This is a genomic window from Pseudomonas sp. NPDC086581 (assembly GCF_044746165.1).
Lineage (GTDB): Bacteria > Pseudomonadota > Gammaproteobacteria > Pseudomonadales > Pseudomonadaceae > Pseudomonas.
Window position 1 is genome coordinate 100,709 of record NZ_JBIVBR010000009.1, and the last position, 21,994, is coordinate 122,702.

22 protein-coding genes are annotated in these 21,994 nt (G+C 65.1%); 14 read left to right on the forward strand and 8 right to left on the reverse strand.

The window, feature by feature from the left end:
* Positions 1–88: 88 nt before the first annotated feature.
* The 12 genes from ACIPK7_RS18845 to lipA all read left to right on the forward strand — a co-directional run bounded on the left by ACIPK7_RS18845 (position 89) and on the right by lipA (position 11,351).
* Complete coding sequence (locus ACIPK7_RS18845; RefSeq protein WP_401089477.1) at positions 89–1,354, forward strand: glutamate-5-semialdehyde dehydrogenase; 1,266 nt, start codon at positions 89–91, stop codon at positions 1,352–1,354.
* Positions 1,354–2,010, forward strand: a complete 657-nt coding sequence (gene nadD, locus ACIPK7_RS18850) for a nicotinate-nucleotide adenylyltransferase (RefSeq protein WP_401089479.1) — start codon at positions 1,354–1,356, stop codon at positions 2,008–2,010. Before ACIPK7_RS18845 ends, nadD begins: the two co-directional genes overlap by 1 nt.
* A gap of 19 nt (positions 2,011–2,029) precedes the next feature.
* Entirely contained in the window at positions 2,030–2,383 is a 354-nt protein-coding gene (gene rsfS / locus ACIPK7_RS18855; protein ID WP_192434940.1) for a ribosome silencing factor, read from the forward strand.
* A gap of 7 nt (positions 2,384–2,390) precedes the next feature.
* Entirely contained in the window at positions 2,391–2,858 is a 468-nt protein-coding gene (gene rlmH, locus ACIPK7_RS18860) for a 23S rRNA (pseudouridine(1915)-N(3))-methyltransferase RlmH (protein WP_015475414.1), read from the forward strand.
* Positions 2,859–2,873: 15 nt separating this feature from the next.
* Positions 2,874–4,763 (forward strand): penicillin-binding protein 2, encoded by a 1,890-nt coding sequence (gene mrdA, locus ACIPK7_RS18865; RefSeq protein ID WP_192434932.1) that lies wholly within the window; start codon positions 2,874–2,876, stop codon positions 4,761–4,763.
* Positions 4,764–4,807: 44 nt separating this feature from the next.
* Positions 4,808–5,911, forward strand: a complete 1,104-nt coding sequence (gene rodA, locus ACIPK7_RS18870; RefSeq protein ID WP_138216950.1) for a rod shape-determining protein RodA — start codon at positions 4,808–4,810, stop codon at positions 5,909–5,911.
* An 8-nt stretch (positions 5,912–5,919) separates the two neighbouring features.
* Entirely contained in the window at positions 5,920–6,942 is a 1,023-nt protein-coding gene (gene mltB / locus ACIPK7_RS18875; RefSeq protein ID WP_138216917.1) for a lytic murein transglycosylase B, read from the forward strand.
* On the forward strand, positions 6,939–7,961 hold the full coding sequence (locus tag ACIPK7_RS18880) for a septal ring lytic transglycosylase RlpA family protein (protein ID WP_401089482.1): 1,023 nt from the start codon (positions 6,939–6,941) through the stop codon (positions 7,959–7,961). The genes mltB and ACIPK7_RS18880 overlap by 4 nt, the downstream gene beginning before the upstream one ends.
* A gap of 98 nt (positions 7,962–8,059) precedes the next feature.
* The gene (locus ACIPK7_RS18885; protein WP_192434928.1) at positions 8,060–9,217 is read left to right on the forward strand and encodes a D-alanyl-D-alanine carboxypeptidase family protein; all 1,158 of its coding nucleotides are present in this window, start codon (positions 8,060–8,062) and stop codon (positions 9,215–9,217) included.
* Positions 9,218–9,406: 189 nt separating this feature from the next.
* The gene (locus ACIPK7_RS18890) at positions 9,407–9,706 is read left to right on the forward strand and encodes a DUF493 domain-containing protein (RefSeq protein WP_045215124.1); all 300 of its coding nucleotides are present in this window, start codon (positions 9,407–9,409) and stop codon (positions 9,704–9,706) included.
* Positions 9,706–10,356, forward strand: coding sequence for a lipoyl(octanoyl) transferase LipB (lipB, locus tag ACIPK7_RS18895; protein WP_401089484.1), 651 nt, complete (start codon positions 9,706–9,708; stop codon positions 10,354–10,356). The genes ACIPK7_RS18890 and lipB overlap by 1 nt, the downstream gene beginning before the upstream one ends.
* Complete coding sequence (gene lipA / locus ACIPK7_RS18900) at positions 10,356–11,351, forward strand: lipoyl synthase (RefSeq protein WP_401089486.1); 996 nt, start codon at positions 10,356–10,358, stop codon at positions 11,349–11,351. The genes lipB and lipA overlap by 1 nt, the downstream gene beginning before the upstream one ends.
* Positions 11,352–11,394: 43 nt before the next feature.
* On the opposite strand, the gene ACIPK7_RS18905 is transcribed toward lipA, so the two are convergent.
* From ACIPK7_RS18905 to arfA, 3 genes are all read right to left on the reverse strand, one after another.
* Positions 11,395–12,654 (reverse strand): lytic murein transglycosylase, encoded by a 1,260-nt coding sequence (locus ACIPK7_RS18905; RefSeq protein ID WP_401089487.1) that lies wholly within the window; start codon positions 12,652–12,654, stop codon positions 11,395–11,397.
* 151 nt (positions 12,655–12,805) lie between these two features.
* Complete coding sequence (locus tag ACIPK7_RS18910) at positions 12,806–13,105, reverse strand: hypothetical protein (RefSeq protein WP_192434924.1); 300 nt, start codon at positions 13,103–13,105, stop codon at positions 12,806–12,808.
* Positions 13,106–13,177: 72 nt separating this feature from the next.
* Positions 13,178–13,330, reverse strand: a complete 153-nt coding sequence (gene arfA, locus ACIPK7_RS18915; protein WP_045215115.1) for an alternative ribosome rescue factor ArfA — start codon at positions 13,328–13,330, stop codon at positions 13,178–13,180.
* A 191-nt stretch (positions 13,331–13,521) separates the two neighbouring features.
* Here arfA and ACIPK7_RS18920 point away from each other — a divergent pair, with 191 nt between their 5' ends.
* The gene (locus ACIPK7_RS18920) at positions 13,522–13,872 is read left to right on the forward strand and encodes a YciI family protein (RefSeq protein WP_192434922.1); all 351 of its coding nucleotides are present in this window, start codon (positions 13,522–13,524) and stop codon (positions 13,870–13,872) included.
* Between the two features lie 16 nt (positions 13,873–13,888).
* Here the strand turns inward: ACIPK7_RS18920 and ACIPK7_RS18925 are convergent, their stop codons facing one another.
* The 3 genes from ACIPK7_RS18925 to ACIPK7_RS18935 all read right to left on the reverse strand — a co-directional run bounded on the left by ACIPK7_RS18925 (position 13,889) and on the right by ACIPK7_RS18935 (position 18,760).
* Entirely contained in the window at positions 13,889–14,833 is a 945-nt protein-coding gene (locus ACIPK7_RS18925) for a helix-turn-helix domain-containing protein (protein ID WP_401089490.1), read from the reverse strand.
* Between the two features lie 97 nt (positions 14,834–14,930).
* Positions 14,931–17,012, reverse strand: coding sequence for a hydantoinase/oxoprolinase family protein (locus ACIPK7_RS18930; protein ID WP_401089492.1), 2,082 nt, complete (start codon positions 17,010–17,012; stop codon positions 14,931–14,933).
* An 11-nt stretch (positions 17,013–17,023) separates the two neighbouring features.
* Positions 17,024–18,760, reverse strand: coding sequence for a hydantoinase B/oxoprolinase family protein (locus ACIPK7_RS18935; RefSeq protein ID WP_192434916.1), 1,737 nt, complete (start codon positions 18,758–18,760; stop codon positions 17,024–17,026).
* A 260-nt stretch (positions 18,761–19,020) separates the two neighbouring features.
* On the opposite strand from ACIPK7_RS18935, the gene ACIPK7_RS18940 reads away from it, so the two are divergent.
* Entirely contained in the window at positions 19,021–20,253 is a 1,233-nt protein-coding gene (locus ACIPK7_RS18940) for an MFS transporter (protein ID WP_401089494.1), read from the forward strand.
* Between the two features lie 44 nt (positions 20,254–20,297).
* On the opposite strand, the gene holA is transcribed toward ACIPK7_RS18940, so the two are convergent.
* A complete protein-coding gene (gene holA, locus ACIPK7_RS18945) occupies positions 20,298–21,335 on the reverse strand; it encodes a DNA polymerase III subunit delta (RefSeq protein WP_401089496.1) in 1,038 nt (345 codons plus the stop codon).
* A 36-nt stretch (positions 21,336–21,371) separates the two neighbouring features.
* A complete protein-coding gene (gene lptE / locus ACIPK7_RS18950; protein WP_401089498.1) occupies positions 21,372–21,986 on the reverse strand; it encodes an LPS assembly lipoprotein LptE in 615 nt (204 codons plus the stop codon).
* Positions 21,987–21,994 lie beyond the last annotated feature (8 nt).

Consider the following 21,994-nt stretch of genomic DNA (forward strand, 5'->3'; position numbering starts at 1 on the left):
GTCGCTGACCGGCCGGCTGCTGTGGCTGGCCGCTGAGGGCGCGCTCCCGCTATACTCGCGCATTTCCCTCACGCAGACGCGTTTGATCATGACCGAGTCCGTTCTCGACTATATGAGCCGCCTGGGCCGCGCCGCCCGTGAAGCGTCGCGCGTTGTCGCGCGCGCCACGACCGCGCAGAAGAACAAAGCCCTGCTGGCCGCAGCCGATGCCCTGGACGCAGCCCGCGCCCAGCTGACCGAAGCCAATGAACAGGATCTGGCCAATGGCCGTGCCAACGGTCTGGAGCCAGCCATGCTCGACCGCCTGGCCCTGACGCCGGCGCGCATCGACGACATGATCGAAGGCCTGCGCCAGGTTGCTTCGCTGCCGGACCCGATCGGTGAGATCCGCGACATGCGCTACGTGCCGTCCGGCATCCAGCTGGGCAAGATGCGCGTGCCCCTGGGTGTGGTGGGGATCATCTACGAATCCCGGCCGAACGTGACCATCGACGCCGCGAGCCTGTGCCTGAAGTCCGGCAACGCGACCATCCTGCGCGGTGGCTCCGAGGCGATCCACTCCAACCAGGCGATCGCTGCCTGCATTCAGACCGGCCTGGCCGCCGCCGGCCTGCCGGCGAGCGTCGTGCAGGTGGTGGAAACCACCGACCGCGCTGCTGTCGGCGCGCTGATCACCATGCCCGAGTACGTGGACGTCATCGTTCCGCGCGGCGGCAAGGGCCTGATCGAGCGCATCAGCCGTGACGCCAAGGTCCCGGTGATCAAGCACCTGGACGGCATCTGCCACGTCTATATCGACATCGCCGCTGACCTGGACAAGGCGATCCGCGTCGCCGACAACGCCAAGACCCATCGCTACGCGCCGTGCAACGCCATGGAGACGCTGCTGGTTCACGCCGGCATCGCCGAGCGCGCGCTGCCGCCGCTGGCCGCCATCTACCGCGACAAGGGCGTGGAGCTGCGCGGTGACGCCGCCACCCGCGCGCTGCTGGGCGCCGACGTGCTGGAAGCCACCGAGGAAGACTGGCGCACCGAGTACAACGCACCGATCCTGTCGATCCGCATCGTCGACGGCCTCGACGCGGCCATCGAGCACATCAACACCTACGGCTCGCAGCACACCGACGCAATCGTCACCGAGAACTTCACCGACGCCCGCCGTTTCCTCACCGAAGTGGACTCGGCCTCGGTCATGGTCAACGCCTCGACTCGCTTCGCCGATGGTTTCGAATACGGCCTGGGCGCGGAGATCGGCATTTCCACCGACAAGCTGCACGCCCGGGGCCCGGTCGGCCTGGAAGGCCTGACCAGCGAGAAGTACGTAGTGTTCGGCGACGGACACGTGCGGACTTGATGAACAAGGCGCGTTCCCGTCGGGTCGGTCTGTTCGGTGGCACCTTTGACCCGGTGCACATCGGTCACCTGCGCAGTGCGCTGGAGATGGCCGAGCAGTTCGAATTCGACGAGTTGCGCCTGATCCCCAACTTCCGCCCACCGCACCGCGACACCCCCCAGGTGAAACCGGAGCAGCGGCTGGCGATGGTCGAGCTGGCGGTAGCCGGCGTGACCCCGCTGGTGGTCGATGACCGCGAGCTGAAGCGTGACAAACCCTCCTACACCATCGACACCCTGGAGTCGCTGCGTGGGGAGCTGGATGAGCAGGACCAGTTGTTCCTGCTGGTCGGCTGGGACGCATTCTGCGGCCTGCCGACCTGGCATCGCTGGGAAGAGTTGCTGGAGCACTGTCATATCGTCGTGCTGCAGCGCCCGGATGCCGACAGCGAGCCGCCGGAAGACCTGCGCGACCTGCTGGCGGCGCGCAGTGTTGCCGACCCGAAGGCGATGACCGGCCCCGCCGGGCAGATCACCTTCGTCTGGCAGACGCCGCTGGCAGTATCCGCCACCCAGATCCGCCAACTCCTGTCGCAGGGGCGCTCCGTGCGCTACCTGGTGCCGGATGCGGTATTGAACTATATCGAGGCGCACGGCCTGTACCAGGCGCCCCACTGATCAAGCTAGAGAGTCATACATGCAAACCGAACAACTGGTCGAACTGACCATCGCTGCCCTGGAAGATCTCAAGGCGCAGGACATCGTCGTCATCGACGTGCGCGACAAGACCAGCATCACCGACACCATGGTCATCGCCACCGGCGCCTCCAGCCGTCAGGTCAAGTCGCTGGCCGACAACGTCCTGGAAAAGGTCAAGGAACAGGGCGTGCGCCCGATCGGCAGCGAAGGCCAGGAAGGTGGCGAGTGGGTCCTGATCGACCTCGCCAACGTCGTGGTCCACGTCATGCAGCCGGCCACCCGCCAGTTCTACGACCTGGAGCGCCTGTGGCAGGGCGCCGAGCAGAGCCGCGCCTCGCACAGCGCCGAGTAAGCCTGTCGTGCGTCTGCGTCTGATCGCGGTCGGCTCGCGCATGCCGCGCTGGGTGGAAGAGGGCTGGGCGGAGTACGTCAAGCGCCTGCCCTCGGAGCTGTCCCTGGAACTGGTGGAAATCCCGCTCAACACGCGTGGCAAGAATGCCGACGTGGCGCGGCTGATCCGCCAGGAAGGCGAGGCCATGCTGAGCAAGGTCCAGCCGGGGGAACGCATCGTCACCCTGGAAGTCGAAGGCAAGCCCTGGAGCACCCCCCAGCTGGCGCAGGAGCTCGACCGCTGGCGCCTGGACGCGCGCACCGTCAACCTTATGGTTGGCGGGCCGGAAGGCCTGGCGCCGGAGGTCTGCGCGCGCAGCGAGCAGCGCTGGTCGCTGTCGCCGCTGACCCTGCCGCACCCGCTGGTGCGGATTCTGGTCGGCGAGCAGATCTACCGCGCCTGGACGGTTCTGTCCGGGCACCCCTACCACAAGTAGTCGTAGCCGTTTTCGATGCCGCAGCCGATACAGCTCAAGGACCACGAGAAGGACGCCCGCCAGGTCCGCGCCCGCGTCATCGTCGGCGGGGTGGCGATCTTCCTGCTCGCCCTGGTGCTGGTGGCGCGCATGTATCACCTGCAGGTGACGCAGTACGACTACCACTCGACGCTGTCGGAGAACAACCGCGTCCACGTGCAGCCGATTCCGCCCAATCGCGGGCTGATCTTCGACCGCAACGGGGTGATCATCGCCGACAACCGTCCCAGCTTCAGCCTGACTATCACCCGCGAGCGCACCGAGAACCTGCAGGAAACGCTCAAGAACCTGGTGGACATCCTCGGCCTCACCGAGGAAGACAAGGCCATCTTCGAGAAACGTATGAAGCAGGGGCGCCGGCCGTTCGAGCCGGTGCCGATCATGTTCGAGCTGTCCGAGGAGCAGATTGCCCGCATCGCGGTGAATCAGTACCGCCTCAACGGCGTCGACGTGGCTGCGCAGTTCGTCCGCCATTACCCGCTGGGCGAGCACTTCGCCCACTCGGTCGGCTATGTCGGCCGGATCAACGAGGCGGAGCTGAAGAAGCTCGACCCGGTGGCCTATTCGGGCACCCACCACATCGGCAAGACCGGCGTGGAAAAATTCTACGAGGACGCCCTGCACGGCACGGTGGGCTACGAGGAAGTCGAGACCAACGCCCGTGGCCGCGTCCTGCGGGTGCTCAAGCGCACCGAGCCGGTCTCCGGCCGTGACATCGTGCTGAGCATCGACAGCAAACTGCAGGCCGCCGCCGAAGCTGCGCTGGCCGGCCGCCGTGGCGCCATCGTGGCGATCCAGCCGTCCACTGGCGAGGTGCTGGCCATGGTCAGCCAGCCGAGCTACGACCCCAACCTGTTCGTCACCGGCATCAGCTTCAAGGATTACGCGGCGCTGCGTGATTCCGAGGACCGCCCGCTGTACAACCGCGTGCTGCGCGGCCTGTACCCGCCAGGATCGACGGTGAAGCCGGCGGTGGCCATCGCCGGCCTAGATGCCGGCGTGGTGACTCCTTCGAGCCGCGTGTTCGATCCCGGCTACTACCAACTGCCGAACTACGACCACAAGTACCGCAACTGGAACCGCACGGGTGATGGCTGGGTCAGCCTGGAGACCGCGATCATGCGCTCCAACGACACCTACTTCTACGACTTGGCCCATAAGCTTGGCATCGACCGCCTGCACGACTACATGAGCGAATTCGGCTTCGGGCAGCGCGTGTCCCTGGACATGTACGGCGAAGCGGAAGGCCTGATGCCTTCGCGCCAGTGGAAGCGCGCCCTGCGCCGCCAGGCCTGGTTCCCCGGCGAAACACTGATTCTCGGCATCGGTCAGGGCTACATGCAGTCCACGCCCTTGCAATTGGCGCAGATGGCTGCGCTGATTGCCGGTAAGGGCAAGTGGATTCGCCCTCACCTGGCCAAGACCATCGACGGCAAACCGCCAGTCGACGAGAACCCGATGCCCGACATCATGCTCAAGGACCCGAACAACTGGAATCTGGTCGATAACGGCATGCAGCAGGTGGTGCACAACGCGCGGGGTACTGCGCGCAAGGTCGGTGCCACCTCGGTCTATCGGATTGCCGGTAAGTCCGGTACCGCGCAGGTGGTCGCGATCAAGCAGGGCGAAAAATACGACCGCTCCAAGGTTCTCGAGCGCCACCGCGACCACGCCCTGTTCGTCGGCTTCGCTCCGGCGGACAACCCGCAGATCGCCGTGGCGGTGATGGTGGAGAACGGCGAGTCCGGTTCCGGCGTCGCCGCCCCTGTGCTCAAGGCCGTCACCGACGCCTGGTTGCTCGACGAAACCGGCAAGCTCAAGCCCGAATACGCACCGCAGACCACGGCGGAGGCGCCCAAACCATGACCATGAACGGAAATTTCGACCGCACACTGTCCAGCGAAGACGTGATGAAGCGGCGCTCCAGCCTGCTGCAGCGCCTGCACATCGACGGCTTGCTGCTCCTGCTGCTGGTGACCCTTGGCTCGGTCGGCCTGTTCGTCCTCTATTCCGCCAGCGGCAAGAGCTGGGACCTGCTGATCAAGCAGGCCTCGTCCTTCGGCCTGGGCTTGGGCGCAATGTTCGTGCTGGCGCAGATCGAGCCGCGTTTCCTCGCTCGCTGGGTGCCGCTGGGCTACCTGATTGGCGTCGCGCTGCTGGTGGTGGTGGACGTGATGGGCCACAACGCCATGGGGGCGACCCGCTGGATCAACATTCCCGGGGTGATCCGCTTCCAGCCGGCGGAGTTCATGAAGCTGCTGATGCCCATGACGATCGCCTGGTACCTGTCCAAGCGTTCGCTGCCGCCGGGCTTCAAGCACAGCGTGGTGGGGCTCGCGCTGATCGTCGTGCCCTTCGTGCTGATCCTCAAGCAGCCGGACCTGGGTACCGCCATGCTGGTGCTGGCTTCCGGCTCCTTCGTGCTGTTCGTCGGCGGGCTGCGCTGGCGCTGGATCATCATGGCCGTTTCGGCTGCGGTGCCGGTCGCCGTGGGCATGTGGTACTTCGTCATGCACGACTACCAGAAGCAGCGCGTTCTGACCTTCCTCGACCCGGAAAGCGATCCGCTGGGCACTGGCTGGAACATCATCCAGTCAAAAGCGGCCATCGGTTCGGGCGGCGTCTTCGGCAAGGGCTGGCTGCTGGGCACTCAGTCCCATCTGGATTTTTTGCCCGAAAGCCACACGGACTTTATTATTGCCGTGCTCGGCGAAGAGTTCGGCCTGGTCGGCGTATGCCTTCTGCTGGTGCTGTATCTGCTGGTGATCTACCGGGGGCTGGTGATTACGGCGCAGGCGCAGACGCTGTTCGGCAAGCTGCTTGCCGGCAGCATCACCATGACCTTCTTCGTGTATGTGTTCGTCAACATTGGTATGGTCAGCGGATTGTTGCCAGTGGTGGGGGTGCCGCTGCCCTTTATCAGTTACGGCGGAACTTCGCTGGTGACCCTGATGTCAGGGTTCGGCGTTTTGATGTCGATTCACACTCACCGGAAGTGGATCGCCCAGGTTTGATGACAAGAGTGAAGAAAGGAATGCAAGTACTGCGCGCCTGGGCTGCCAGGGGGGTGCATTGGGTCGGAATCGCGGGGGCGATCGGCATGTCCGGCGCCGCTGGCGCGGGCGACTACGATGGTTCGCCCCAGGTCGCCGAGTTCGTCAGCGAGATGACCCGTGACTACGGCTTCGCCGGCGAGCAGCTCATGGGCCTCTTCCACGACGTGGAACGCAAGCAGTCCATCCTCGACGCCATCTCTCGTCCCGCCGAGCGGGTGAAGACCTGGAAGGAATATCGCCCGATCTTTGTCACCGACGCGCGCATCAACCGTGGCGTGGACTTCTGGAACCAGAACGCCGAGGCCCTGGCCCGCGCCGAGCAGGAATACGGCGTGCCGGCCCAGTACATCGTCTCCATCATTGGCGTGGAGACCTTCTTCGGCCGCAATACCGGCAACTTCAAGGTGATGGACGCGCTGTCCACCCTGGGCTTCGATTACCCGCCGCGCGCCGACTTCTTCCGCAAGGAACTCAAACAGTTCCTGCTGCTGGCTCGCGAACAGCAGGTCGACCCGCTCAGCCTGACCGGCTCCTACGCCGGCGCCATGGGTCTGCCGCAGTTCATGCCGAGCAGCTTCCGCGCCTACGCCGTGGACTTCGACGGCGACGGCCACATCAATATCTGGAGCGACCCCACCGATGCCATCGGCAGCGTCGCCAACTACTTCAAGCAGCACGGCTGGCACACCGGCGAGCCGGTGGTGTCGCAAGCGGAAATCGGCACCTCCACCGCCGAGGACGCGCTCACCCAGGGCCTGGAGCCGCAGATGAACCTCGGTCAGCTACGCTCCCAGGGCTGGCGAACCCATGACGTGATCCGCGACGACCTGATGGTGACCGCCATGCGCCTGGAAGGCGCACAGGGCACTGAGTACTGGGTCGGTCTGCCTAACTTTTATGTGATCACCCGCTACAACCGCAGCGCCATGTACGCCATGGCGGTCCATCAGCTGGCTGGCGAGATCGCCAAGGCACGAGGTGTCCATTGAGCAAGCGAATCGCAAGTCCCGGCCTCTGGTCGCTGGCCGCCTGCGTTGGCCTGAGCACTGTGTTCCTCGCCAGTTGCACCGGCAACCGCGCGCCCCAGCAGCAGCCGGTGGCCAGCAGCGGCATCTCCGGTCCCTATGACTACAACCGCCCGCACCGCGACGGCGCACCCTGGTGGGACGTCGACGTCTCGCGCATCCCCGATGCCGTGCCGATGCCGCACAACGGGCCGTTCAAGAACAACCCCTACACCGTGCTGGGCAAGACCTACTACCCGCTGAACAACGCGAACACCTACAGCGTGGTCGGAACCGCCTCCTGGTACGGCACCAAGTTCCACGGCCAGGCCACCGCCAACGGCGAGCAGTACGACCTCTATGGCATGACCGCCGCGCACAAGACCCTGCCGCTGCCCAGCTACGTCCGCGTGACCAACCTGGACAACGGCAAGAGCGTCATCGTCCGCGTCAACGACCGCGGCCCGTTCTATTCCGACCGGGTGATCGACCTGTCCTTCGCCGCCGCCAAGAAGCTCGGCTACGCCGAGACCGGCACCGCTCACGTCAAGGTCGAAGGCATCGACCCCGACCGCTGGTGGGCCTCCCAGGGCAAGCAGCCGCCGATGATCATGGCCCTGCCGAAGATGGCCTCGCAGCCCACCGCCCAGCCGCAGGCGGTCGCCATGGCCCAGCCCATTGAAACCTATGTTCCGCCGCCCGCGCAGCACGCCGCGCCCGTGGCGCCGGTCCAGATCGACTCAAAAAAAAACGCTTCATTACCAGCCGATGGCCTGTATCTCCAGGTGGGTGCCTTCGCCAACCCGGACGCTGCGGAGCTTCTCAAGGAGAAGGTCGGCGGCCTGACGGGGGCGAAATCCTTTATCAGCTCGGTCGTGGTCAACCAGCAGACCTTGTACCGAGTGCGCCTGGGACCGATCGGAACGCAGGATGAAGCAAGTCGGATGCAGGACAGCATCCGCGTGGCCAATCTAGGCCAACCCAAGCTCGTGCGCCTGGACTGAGATTCCACCGCACGTGCCGCAGCGACCCGTCAGAGGTCGCAGCACCCGAGCTCCCCTCAAGGGGATTGTTTGACCATTAGTGAACCCCAGAGAGACGGATGAACATCTTCAACTTCGCCAAACGCCTGTCCTTGCTCGTGTTGTTCAGCGCCCCCGTGGCCAGCTGGGCAGCGGAAGTCGTTCCCGCCGCCCCGCAGCTCGCGGCCAAGGCCTGGGTGCTGATGGACGGCGCCAGCGGCAATATCCTGGTCGAGAACGCTGGTGACGAGCGCCTGCCGCCCGCCAGCCTGACCAAGCTGATGACTGCCTACATCGCCACCAAGGAAATCGAAGGCGGCCGCATTGCCGAATCCGACCTGGTTACCGTTAGCGAACACGCCTGGCGCACCGGCGGCTCGCGCATGTTCATCAAGGTTGGCTCTCAGGTTTCGGTGAGCGACCTGCTGCACGGCATCATCATCCAGTCGGGTAACGACGCCTCCGTCGCCCTGGCCGAGCACATCGCCGGCAGTGAAGACGCCTTCGCCGACATGATGAACACCACCGCGCAGAAGCTGGGCATGACCAACTCCCACTTCATGGACGCCACCGGCCTGCCCAACCCGGACCACTACTCGTCCGCCAAGGACATGGCCATCCTGGCCCGCGCCATCATCTACGGCGAGCCGACCCACTACGCCATCTATGCGCAGAAAGAGTTCTTCTGGAACAACATCAAGCAGCCCAACCGCAACCTGCTGCTGTGGCGCGACAAGACCGTCGATGGCCTGAAGACCGGCCACACCGACGAAGCCGGCTACTGCCTTGTGGCCTCCGCCGTGCGTGACGGCCAGCGCATGATCGCCGTGGTGTTCGGCACCAACAGCGAGCAGGCTCGCGCCGCCGAGACCCAGAAACTGCTGACCTACGGTTTCCGCTTCTTCGAATCGCAGACCTTCTACAAGAAGGGCGCCGAGCTGACCAAGGCCATGGTCTGGAAAGGCTCCGAGCACGAAGTCAAAGCCGGCCTGTCCGAAGACCTGACCATGACCGTCCCGCGCGGCCAACTCAAGCAGCTGCAGGCCAACATGGTCGTCGAGCCGAACCTGATGGCGCCGATCCAGCAGGGTCAAGTCATCGGCAAGGTCGAGGTCAAGCTGGGTGACAAGGTCGTCCGCACTTCCGACCTGGTCGCGCTGAACGCCGTGGAAGAAGGCGGCTTCTTCCGCCGCATCTGGGACAGCATCCGCCTGTTCTTCTTCGGTCTGTTCAACTGACCGCCCGTCCCGGTCTTGCACTTTTGTATACAAGACCGGGATTGACCCGCCCGCGCAGTCGCAAACTCGGGTAAAATGCCCGCCTGCGACTGCCTGGTCCCTTGTGGTCCGGCGGCCGTCGTCCGATCCACCCGGAGCGCCCCCATCCCGGGCGTTCATGCGGAGGCGGGCCACACGCCCGCGAGAGCCATGACTGATACCCCTGATTCCGTCGACACCAGCGAACAGCCCGCGCCGAAGATCGAGTTCCCCTGCGAACGCTACCCGATCAAGGTCATCGGCGACGCCGGCGAAGGCTTCCCCGACCTGGTCGTCGAAGTCATCCAGCGTCACGCTCCGGACCTCGACATAACCACCCTGGTCACCCGTGACAGCCGCAACGGCCGTTTCCTGTCCGTGCAGGTGCTGATCACCGCCACCGGCGTCGACCAACTGCAGAACATCCATAAAGACCTGCGCGCCACCGGCCGCGTCCACATGGTGCTCTGATGGGCGAAACGCTGGGCTTTCGTGAGCTGGGCATCCTTCCTTACGAGCCGACCTGGCACGCCATGCAGCGCTTCACCGCCGAGCGCGAGCCCGTGACGCCCGATGAAGTCTGGCTGCTCGAACACGAGCGCGTGTTCACCCAGGGCCAGGCTGGCAAGGCCGAACACGTGCTGTTCCCCGGCGACATCCCGGTCGTTCAGGTCGACCGTGGCGGGCAAGTGACCTACCACGGCCCCGGCCAGTTGGTCGCCTACCTGATGCTCGACGTACGCCGCTCCGGCATTGGCGTGCGCGACCTGGTTTCGCGCATCGAACAGAGCCTCATCGGCCTGCTCGACAGTTACGGCGTCACCGCTGTATCCAAACCCGACGCTCCGGGCGTCTATGTGGACGGCGCGAAGATCGCATCCCTCGGCCTGCGCATCCGCAACGGCCGTTCCTTCCATGGTCTGGCTCTCAACGTGGACATGGACCTGGAACCCTTTCGACGCATCAATCCCTGCGGTTACGCAGGCATGGCCATGACCCAGCTGAGTCAGCTGGCCGGCCCCATCGCATTGGCCGATGTGCGCGAGCGCCTGCGTGGCGAACTCGTCGAACGCCTTGGCTACGCGGCACAGAAGACCCTAACGGGCGGGATCCAACCCTGATGAGCACTGTTGTGGAGAATGCAGGTAGCACTGCCCCGGCCGCCAAGCCAGGCAAGGTGGAAGTCGGCGTCAAGCTGCGCGGCGCAGAGAAGGTCGCGCGCATCCCGGTGAAGATCATTCCCACCGAGGAACTGCCGAAGAAGCCCGACTGGATTCGCGTGCGCATCCCCGTATCCCCCGAGGTCGACCGCATCAAGCAGCTGCTGCGCAAGCACAAGCTGCACAGCGTCTGTGAGGAAGCCTCCTGCCCGAACCTGGGCGAATGCTTCTCCGGCGGCACTGCGACCTTCATGATCATGGGCGATATCTGCACCCGCCGCTGCCCGTTCTGCGATGTCGGCCACGGTCGTCCGAAGCCGCTGGATGTCGATGAACCGACCAACCTCGCCATCGCCATCGCCGACCTGCGGCTGAAGTACGTGGTGATCACCTCGGTGGACCGCGACGACCTGCGCGACGGTGGCGCCCAGCACTTCGCCGACTGCCTGCGCGAAATCCGCAAGTTGTCCCCCGGCGTGCAGTTGGAGACCCTGGTCCCGGACTACCGCGGCCGCATGGACATCGCGCTGGAAATCACCGCCAACGAGCCGCCGGACGTGTTCAACCACAACCTGGAAACCGTTCCGCGCCTGTACAAGTCCTCGCGTCCGGGCTCCGACTTCGAGTGGTCGCTCGACCTGCTGCAGAAGTTCAAGCAGATGGTCCCCCACGTACCGACCAAGTCCGGCCTGATGCTCGGCCTGGGCGAGACCGACGAGGAAGTCATCGAAGTCATGCAGCGCATGCGCGAGCACGACATCGACATGCTGACCCTCGGCCAGTACCTGCAGCCCTCGCGCAATCACCTGCCGGTGCAGCGCTTCGTCCACCCGGACACCTTCGCCTGGTTCGCCGAAGAAGGCGAGAAAATGGGCTTCAAGAACGTCGCTTCCGGCCCGCTGGTACGCTCTTCGTACCATGCTGATCAGCAGGCTCACGGTACCAAGATCGGCTGAACTGTCGATCCATGAAAAAGGCGCCTTCGGGCGCCTTTTTTGATCAAGCTTTCTGTCGGAGCTGCTCCAGCAGGGTGGTGGTTGGATAGCCGTCCGCCGGGGAGCCGACGGATTGCTGGAACGCGCGGATCGCCTTGCGCGTATTGGCGCCGATGATTCCGTCCGCGGTGCCCGGCTGATAACCGCGCTGTGCCAGCAACTGCTGCAACTCGATACGCTCGGAGCGGCTGAGCGGGACGTCGCTCACCGGCCACTGTGCCGCCAGTTGTCCGCCGCCTTTGAAGCTGTCTGCCAGTAGGCCCACGGCGAGCGCGTAGGAGGTGGAGTTGTTGTACTTGAGGATGCTGCGGAAGTTATCCGTCACCAGGAAGGCAGGGCCACGATAGCCGGCCGGTAGCAGCAGCGAGACGCTCGCCTGCGGGTTGCTGGGCAGGTTGCCGCTGGCGACCTTGATGCCCTGGCGCAGCCACTCGTTCATCGGCTTGCGGGTATCCATGTCGGCCTGGGCGTAGTCGAACCCCGGCGGCAGACGCACTTCGAAACCCCAGCTCTGTCCCCGTTGCCAGCCAGAGGTCTTCAGGTAGTTGGCGGTAGACGCCAGTGCGTCGGGAGATGAGCCCCAGATGTCACGCCGGCCGTCGCCGTCGAAGTCCACGGCGTACTGGTTGTAGGTGGTTGGGATGAACTGGGTCTGGCCCATGGCGCCGGCCCAGGAGCCGATCATGTTGCTCGCGGGCACATCGCCATGCTGCAGAATCTGCAGCGCGGCGATCAGCTGATCGCGGCCGAAATCAGGGCGCCGGCCTTCATAGGCCAGGGTAGCCAGGGAGCGGATAACGTTCTTGCTGCCCATCTGCTGGCCGAAGTTGCTCTCCATGCCCCAGATCGCCACCACGGCATCGCGGTCGACGCCGTAGGTCATGTCGATGCGTTGCAGCACATCGGCGTTCTGCTGCAGGCAGTCCTGGCCGTTGCGCACGCGCGCGGGAGACACGGCACTTTCCAGGTATTGCCAGACGGGACGGGTGAACTCGGGCTGGCTGTGGTCGGCTGTCACCACGGAACCGTCCGGCTCGATGCCGGCAAAGGCCGCGTCGAAGGTCTGCGCGCTGATACCCGCCGCCAGCGCCTGTGCGCGGAAGCCGTCGCGCCATTGGGCGAAGCTCTGCGTCGGTTGCGCATGTGCGGCGGAAGCGTTGGGCGGCGGCTCGGTGCAGGAGGTCAGCAGGCCGAAGCTGGCCAGGGACAGCGCGGCGATGAGCAGGCAGCGTTGGCCGACAACAGGTGAAACAGGCGTGCGCATTGCTCTCCTCGGGAACTGGCAGGGGAGGGGCCACCTTAGCATGGCCACTGTGACGCGTCTGCGTTGGGCAGAAACGATAGGTCTGCAGATTCGAGGGCAAGGGTGAGCGAAAATTCCCGCGTCGGCGCGACGCTCGTCGGGCGGTGCTGCGCTATGGCGTGGGCTTGGAGCCGGTTTCCTGGTCGACCTTGGGCGCGCTCTGGTTGAGTTCCTTGAGCATGTCGTCATAGGCGGCGCAGTCGTCCGGGCGCTGCTCGCTGGAGCGAGACTTCTTCATCTCGGCGAGCTTTTCGTTGAGCTTCTGTGCGCGCTGGGGATCGCTGCGAGTCACCTCGGTGACCTTGGCAGCAACCTGCTTGCCCTTGGCTTCGGCTTCCTGGTCGGAGCAGAACGCGTGGGCGGACAGGCTGAAGGGGAGGGCGAGGATGGTGACGATCAGGGGAGCTTTCATGGGAGGCCTCCAGGGCTTGGCTATCCGGTTGAAAGCGAAGGAGCGGGGGTGGTTCAGGTTTTCTGAGGTTTTTCAGGCCGCCAGAAGCGAAGAAGCCTCCCAATTTCGGGAGGCTTCGCGGCGGTAGCTGCCTTTGCCTTTGAGCGGCTGTTCCTGGCGGCTGCGGAACAGGGGCTGTGCGACCAGGGACTTGGCCTTGTTCGGCCGTTTGGATTTCTTCGCCATCTGCGTTTCCTCGTCTGGCTTGTCTCTCGGAGTCCGGCCAAGCGCCGGCGCGCGCATCTTCCGCCTATCTGGCACGCTTGTCCATGCCACTGGTCTACCGGCGGGCGGACCAAGGCCTGCACGCATGGATCAGGGCTACTCTGGGACGGCGAACCTTTCTGACAAGACGGACAAGAACGAGGAAAAGGACGATGAAGTTTCTCTGCATGATTTATTTCGACGAACGCAAGGCGGCGGAACTGCCCGAAGCCGAGCTGCGCGGCATCGTCGACGAGTGCATGACCTACAGCGAGCAGTTGCGGCGCAGCGGCAACTACATCGCGGCCAATGCGCTGTTGCCTACGGCCACTGGGCGCACGCTGCGCGGGCAGGGCGACAAGCTGACGGTCACCGACGGACCCTTTGCCGAGACCCGCGAGCAGTTAGGGGGCTTCTACCTGATCGAGGCGCAGAGCCTGGATGAGGCCGAGCGTATCGCCGCGAAAATTCCACCGGGACGCCTGGGGTGCGTGGAAGTGCGCCAGGTCCGCGAGTGGGAGTGAAGCGCCGCGTACCTGATCATGGATTCGAGCGGCGCAGGGCGCCAGGCGCCATGCCGTAGCGCTGCTTGAACGCCCGATTGAAGTGGGCCTGGTCGGCGAAGCCCCAGCGATAGGCCAGTTCGCCGATGGACACCGGCGCCGGACCCGAACGCAGGGCCTCGTGGCATGCCTGCAGGCGCAACTCGCGGATCCAGTCCTGCACGCTGCGGCCACTCTGCCGGAACAGCAGGTGCAGGTAACGCACCGAGATGCCGCAGGCGGCGGCGATCTCGGCCGGGTTCAGTGCGCTGTCCCCCAGGTGGCGAAGTATGTGTTGCTCGATGCGCCGCAGGTGCGCCGCACGTACGGCGCCGCTGTCACCTTCGCCGGGGTTCTGGCGCTCCAGGGCCATGCCGAGCAGTTCCAGCAATTGGTTGCCCAGGCGCCGTCCATCGCCGGGCTGCAGTTCGGGCAGGCGGCGTGCGCTGAGGGCGAGGTAGTCGGCGAACAGCGCTCCGGCGCCGTGGCTGGCGTCGAAGTTGAGGGCACAGCGCTGATCCGGGACGGCGACATGACGGTGCAGGATGCGCTCGGGCAGCTTCAGCACCCACATGGCGTTGTGTTCGGCGTACTGGAACTCGTACGGCTCGCTGCTGCGCTCCAGCACGAAGGCGCCGGGATCGCAGCGGGTCTGGCGGCCGCGCTGGGTAAATTCGAAACAGCTGTGCAGGGGCAGGGTGAGCAGGAAGGACGACTCATCACACTGCGCCAGGTGGTGCGTCTGGCGTCGGTAGCGCAGCGGGCTTGACTCCAGGTACGAGAGGCTGAGGTCGCCCAGTTCGTGGGTCTCCAGGCGGCCGCTGAAGCCCGGCGCACGGGCGAAATCCAGCTCCAGCGGGAAGTAGGTCTGGCTGACGCAGCGATTCCAGTACGCCTGGCGCTGCTCGCCTGGAATCTCGGTGGTGTCGTAGCGGTCTTGCATAGGGGGGGGCGCGGTTCGCCGGGAAAGTGGTTTCTGCAAGCAGGTCCCGTGCCGGCCGCGGGACCGGGCCCCGTTCAACACCGGGGCCCGGTCGTGCTCAACGCTGGCGGGTCAGGCGATAGCAGCCGGATTCGTGCAGCTCCACGATCCAGTCCGGGCGGATGAGGATGTTGGTAGTGGCTTCCTCGATGACGGCCGGGCCGTGCAGGCGGTCGCCGGCCATCAGCGCTTCACCCTGATAGACCGGGGTGTCGCTCCAGATGCCGTCTTCACCGAAGAGCATCGGTCGATTACCGACCAGTGCGCGGCGCACCTGACCGTCGCTGGCGGGGAGGCTCGGGAAGGGCGGGCGCGAGACGCGGCCGATCACCTGGCTTTCCAGGTTGACGATTTCCACCGGGTTGTCCGGTTCGGCGTAGGTGTAAAGCGCCTCGTGGCGGCGATGGAAGGCAGCGACGATGGTGGGCAGCGTGGCGGCGTTGACGGGCATGTCGCCGATTTCCACGGTGCACTCGTGAATCTGCCCGACGTAGCGCATCTCCAGGCTGCGCACCAGGGCGATGTCCTCGTCGCGGAAGCCGTCACCGCGCAAGGTTGTGCGGCCCTGTTCTTCGAGTTCGGTGAAGGCGGCCTCCAGGCCGGTGAGGTCGGCATCCTCCTGGGCGAGAATGGGATGGGTTGCCAGGTAGTTGTGCTTCACGTCGGAGAGGATCTGCCCGAGCGCGCACAAGCCGGAGGCAACCTTGGAGATCAGGACGGTATCGATACCCATGTCTTCGGCCAACGCGGTCATGTGCACCCCGGCTGCGCCGCCGGCACCGATCAGGGCGAAGTCGCGCGGATCGTAGCCGCGCTCGATGGAGACGCGGCGGATGCCGTTGACCATGTTGGCATTGACGATGGCATGGATGCCCCAAGCGGCCTTGTCGACATCGATGCCCAGCGGTTCGGCGATCTTTGCGCCGATGGCCGCCAGCGCAGCCTCACGGTCGAGGCTGATCCGTCCGCCCAGGCGCGCGGCAGGGTTGAGGTAGCCCAGGGCGAGGTTGGCATCGGTGACCGTGGGCTCCTCGCCGCCCTGGCCGTAAGCCACGGGGCCTGGGCTGGAGCCGGCGCTCTGCGGGCCGACCTCGAGCATGCCATAGGGGTTTATGTGGGCGATGGAGCCGCCGCCTGCGCCAAGGGTTTCCACCTGGATCATCGGTACGCCGATGCGTTGGCGGAGAAAGTCGGCGTCGCGGCTGAGGTTGGTCTTGCCTTCGCGGGTCAGGGTGATATCGAACGAAGTGCCGCCCATGTCGACAGTGATGACGTTGTGGATGCCGAACGGCTGGGCGACGAACAGCCCGGCCTGCGGCGCCGACGCCGGCCCCGAGTTGATCGCGTTCACCGCGCGGCCGCGCATGTGCTCGCCGGTTGCCAGGCCGCCATTGGACTGGAAGTAGCGCACTGGGCGCTGGGCGCCGAGCTGGCGGAAGTAGTCGTCGATCTTTGCCACATAACGCGCCATCACGGGGCTCAGGTAGGCGTTGACGAGGGTAGTGGAGGTGCGGGTGTATTCGCGGATCTGCGGGAACACCTCGGTGCCGGTGCAGACGAAGACGCCCGGCAGCATCTCGCGCAGGATGGCGGCGGCACGCTGTTCGTGGGTCGGGTTGCGCACGGACCAGAGGAAGGACACGGCGACTGCCTCGACGCCTTGCTCGGCAAACAGCCGTGCGGCGGCGCGCACGTCTTCCTCGTTCAGCGCGGTGTGCTCCCGGCCGTCGGCGAGGATGCGTCCGCGCACTGGGCGGCGCAGGAAGCGCTGGGCCAGCTGCGGCGCCGGCGGGTAGTCGGGGTCATAGCGGTAGCCTTCTTCCTTGTGGCCCAGGCGGATCTCGATGCTGTCTTCGTGACCCTGGGTGGCGAGCAGGCCGACCTTGACGCCTTTGAGTTCAATCAGCGCGTTGAGCGCCACGGTGGTGCCGTTGATGCAGAGGTCGCAGTTGGCGACGATTTCCTCTACCGGACGGCCGAGGGCCTGGCTGATCTGGCGTAGCCCGTCGGCGATGGCCAGGGTGCCGTCCTGCGGGGTTGAGAGTGCCTTGAACAAGTGCACGCGGCCCTCGCGTTCGGCCAGGATGAAGTCGGTGAAGGTGCCCCCGGCGTCGACACCGAGGCGGTATTGGCTGTGCATGGTCGATTTCCTCAGGCGGATTGGCGGCGTTGGACGGTAGCGGCGGAATCGATATCGCCGTTGGCGGTGAGCACCACGCCATAGTCGAGTTCGGCTCCTCGCGCAGAAACCAGGCCGTCACGCACGTCGCGCAGGACGTCCGCGGGCAGTCGCTGGAAGGCCTGTCCGTAGCCACCGCCCCCGGGGGTGCGATTGATCAGGCGCTCGCCGGGCTTGAGGACGGTCATGACGTTCCGTGTGTGCGTCTCATGCTCGCCTGCACGTACCAGTTCCACGCCACCGAGTTTGGGTTCGATCAACGCATTGGCGGCGCCGGCGGCGCCCATGGTGGTGCGCTGGCGGCCTTCGCCGAAGGAAATCACGGTCATCTCGTGATCCAGCGGCTCGACTTCCAGGCAGGTGCCCGAGCCTCCGCGCAGACGGCCGGCACCGGCGCTGTCGGCCATCAGCCCGTAGCGGTGGATGAGGATGGGGTAGCTGTACTCCAACAGTTCGATGTCGCCGGAATACAAGGCGCCGAAGCAGCACAGCGGCCCGCAGGCGTGCCAGCCGTCCAGCTCGGAAGTGGCCCCGGCACCGGAGATGATCGAGGCGAGCACCATGGTCACGTATTCCTCTCCGGTGCGCGGGTCGACGCCGGCGATGTTCACCCCGCTGGTATGGCCCCACGAAGCGGTTACGCGCTCGGGCGCCGCTTGCTCGAAAGCTTGGCGCACCGCATCGGTGAGGGTTTCCATCGGTGTGGTGGTGCAGTTGACGTGGGGTGCTGGTTCTTCCGCATTGCAGAGGGTGCCCTTGGCGCCCAGATCGACCGACACGCAGCGGTACAGCCCGGCGTTGTAGGGTGGCGGAACCTGGGCGAACATCATCAGCCCCAGATAGATGCCGGACATCGAGTTGCCCGCGTAGGAGTTGATGAAATAGGGCACCTGCGGCGGGCTTTGCACGGTGATGTGGCAGGTATCGTCCTTGATCGTCACGGTGGCGCTGATCGCCAGTTCGCCCAGGCCGTGACCGGAGTCTTCCAGTACCGCATGGCCGGTGTAACTGCCATCGGGCACCGAGCGGATCAGCTCGCGCATCTGACGGTCGGCCATGTCTTTCAGCTCGGCGATACATTCGCGCACGGTGGCGACGCCATATTTGTCGAGCAGGGCGAGCAGGTTGCGCTCGCCGACCCGGCAGGCGCCGTACTGGGCGTTGAGATCGCCTTCCTGGTTGCGTCGGGCGCGCATGTTGGTGAGCAACAGGTTGATCACGTCCTCGCGACGGCGGCCTTTCTCCCACAGCTTCACCGGCGGAATGCGCAGGCCTTCGGCGTAGATCTCCTTGGCGTCGGGGTTGTAGCCGGCCGGCACCGGGCCGCCGATATCGGTCAGATGGCCCTTGCAGACCGTCCAGAACACCAACTCGCCCTGGTAGAACACCGGCTTGTACATGCAGCAGTCGATGATGTGGCTGCCGGCGTAGGTGGGGTCGTTGTGATAGATCACGTCGCCTTCGGCGATATCCTCACCGAAGTAGCCGGAAACAGCCTTCATCGCAGGGATCAGCGAGCCCAGGTGGATGGGAATGTCCTGCCCCTGCAGGATCATTTCCGAGTGATGGTCGAAGAGTGCGTTGGAATAGTCGTGGGCGAGGTTGAACACGCTGGAGCGGCTGGTCTTCTCCAGGGTCAGGGTCATTTCACGCTGGGTCATCTCCAGCGCACCTCGAACCACGGCGAGGGTAATCGGATCGGCCGGCATGCTTGTTCTCCTTATCGGGGCGGATCGATGAAGCGACGATAGGGAGGCGCGCGTGCGGCGTATTGCGTGGCAGTGCAGTGGATGTTGTCGGCCAGTGCACTGTTGGGCGTGGAGGAGGTTGCGACGCTTTGTCGCAAATTTTGTAACAGACCTTTTCGATTGCGCGGCTGTGGCGCGTACTGGGGCTCAGTTAGTTTAGTAGCTGGCTAAGTATCGCTTGGGTGTGCAGGGACCGCGGCGCCCCCGGTTGGAGATATGTCATGCAGCAATGGTCGCCGACCCAGCGCAACGTGGTGATCGCTTCGGTGCTCGCCTGGACGCTGGATGCCTTCGATTTCTTTCTGTTGGTTTTCGTTCTCACCGATATCGCCCAGACCTTCCATGTCGACCTGCCGCAGGTGTCGATGGCGATTCTGCTGACCCTGGCGGTACGCCCCATCGGCGCGCTGCTGTTCGGCCGCGCGGCCGAGCGCTACGGGCGGCGGCCGGTGCTGATGGTCAACATTCTGATCTACTCGCTGCTGGAGCTGGCCTCGGCGTTCTCGCCGAACCTGACGACTTTCCTGATCCTGCGGGTGGTCTATGGCGTGGCGATGGGTGGCATCTGGGGCGTGGCGTCGTCGCTGGCGATGGAGACCATTCCCGAACGTTCGCGGGGTATGGTGTCCGGGCTGTTCCAGGCCGGTTATCCGGCGGGATACCTGATCGCCTCCATCATCTATGGCCTGTTCTTCGAGGTGCTCGGCTGGCGCGGGATGTTCATCGTCGGCTGTCTGCCGGTGGTGCTGGTGGCGTTCATCTGGTTCAAGGTGCCCGAGTCGCCGATCTGGATGGCGGCGCGCGAGCGCAAGGAATCGACGCCGCTGTGGCCGGTGCTGCGCAGCCAATGGAAGTTGTGCCTGTATGCGGTGGTGCTGATGGCCTGCTTCAATTTCTTCAGTCATGGCACGCAGGATCTGTATCCGACGTTCCTGAAGGTGCAGCACGGATTCGATACACACACGGTCAGTCTGATCGCAGTGGCCTACAACATAGCGGCGATCCTGGGGGGCATTCTGTTCGGCACCCTGTCCGAGCGCATCGGGCGGAAGAAGGCGATCATCTGCGGCTCGCTGCTGGCGCTACCGGTGCTGCCGCTGTGGGCATTCAGCCATGGCGCGGTGGCGCTGGGCGTTGGCGCCTTCCTGATGCAGTTCATGGTGCAGGGTGCCTGGGGTGTGATTCCGGCCTACCTCAACGAACTGGCTCCGGTGGGCACGCGCGCAGTGCTGCCGGGATTCGTCTACCAACTGGGCAACCTGATCGCCTCGGTGAACGCGCCGCTACAGGCGGAGATCGCCAAGAGCTACAGCTACGGCACGGCGATGGCCATTGTTGCCGGTGTGGTGGCGGTACTCATCTGCGTGCTGATCAGCACCGGTCGGGACACGCGCGGCGTGGCGCTGGACCGGGCCAATGGGCAGGCGCATAGGCCGATGCCGGCGCGCGGGTAAATGGCGAATCAGCGCGGAAGGCCGCGCCTACCAGTGGCCTGGGATCAGGCCGAGGGCAGGCTGATGCGTTGCCCGGCGACCAGCAGGGCGAGGCGGGCGAGGCTGTTCCAGACGTTGCCGGGAGCTTGGCCTTTGATCTGTGCGTCGATCAGTTGGGCGTCCTGAAGCATCTGGTTCCAGCGCTGCGCGGTGTGCCGCTGCAGGGCCTTGCTCATCAGCGGGCGGCGCTTGTCCCAGATGGGCGGGCGGCACTGACTGAAGGCTTTGTCCAGCGGCACGCCCTGGCTGAACTGCTGGGCAAGGCCGGCGAGAACCCGGACTTCCCGAGCCAGGGCCCAGAGGATAACCGGTGGCTCCACGCCTTCGCCACGCAGCCCTTCGAGCATGCGCAGGCAGTGGGCGGCTTCGCCGTTGAGAGCGGTGTCGATCAGGCCGAAGACGTCGAAGCGCGCGCTGTCGGCCACTGCAGCCTGCACGGTGTCGGCGTCGATCTGCTGGCCGTCGGCGAGCAACTTGAGCTTTTCGATTTCCTGGGCGGCGGCCAGCAGATTGCCTTCGACGCGCGCGGCGATCAGGTCAACCGCTTCCTGGCTGGCGGCAAGGCCGGCCTGGGAAAGGCGCTGGCGAATCCACTGCGGCAACTGGTGGACGTCGATGGGCCAGATCTGGATGAACTGGGCTGCATCGCCGTCGATCAGGGCCTTGGCCCATTTGGTCTTCTGCGTGCTGCCGTCGAGCTTGGGCAAGCTGACCAGCAGGACGGTATCTTCCGGCGGGCGCTGCAGGTATTCCTGGAGGATCGCCGCACCCTTGTCGCCGGGCTTGCCGGAGGGTAGGCGCAGCTCGATCAGGCGTTTTTCGGCGAACAGCGAGAGGCTGGCGCCGGCTTCAAGCAGCTGGCCCCAGTCGAAGTTGGCTTCGGCGTTGAACACCTGGCGTTCGCCGAAATCGCGCTGGCGGCAGGCGGTACGGATAGCATCGCAGGCCTCCTGGCAGAGCAACGGCTCGTCGCCGCTGACCACGTAGACGGGCGCGAGGTTGCCTTGCAGGTGCTTGGCGAGTTGTCCGGGATTGAGCTTCATAATGAAAAAGGGGCCGGTTGGCCGGCCCCTTGTCGCTTACTGCGCTTTCGGGAATTCGATCGGCGATTGCTGCGGTTGAGACTTGGCAGCCTCGTCCGCGGCCTTCATCGCATCCGCTTCGGCCTTGGCCTTGGCTTCAGCCTTGGCCTGTAGGTCGTCGAGCTGGGCCGGTGTGATCAGCTGAAGGCGGGTGACCATCTGCTGGACCAGGTCGCGGCGCATTTCGGCACGGATCTGCGTGGCTTCCTGGTCGGAACCGATCAGGTTGTTCTCGTCCTGCACGTAAACCTTGCGTACCTGCACCTGGCTGGCGAGCAGCAGCAGGTTGTTGGTGCCGCGGATTTCGTAGTTCAGGGTGTTGGTCAGCTCGTTTTCCGCACTGCGGGCGGAGCTGGTGTAGCTGACGCTGCGGCTGGTCGTGTTTTCGCTAGCAAGGATCAGGTGGTAGGGCGCGCGGGATACAACCTTCACGCCGCTGCCTTCGAGCACCTGCTTGAGCTCCTGCACGGTTTCGCCATAGGCGTTGCGTGCGCTCAGATCGATCTCCTTGAGCGCAAAATTCGTATCGCCCAGGCCACGCAGTTGAAAACCGCAGGCGCTCAGCACGCTGGCCAGGCCGATCAGCGCGAGGCTGGTCAGGATACGTTTCATCAAGCTTC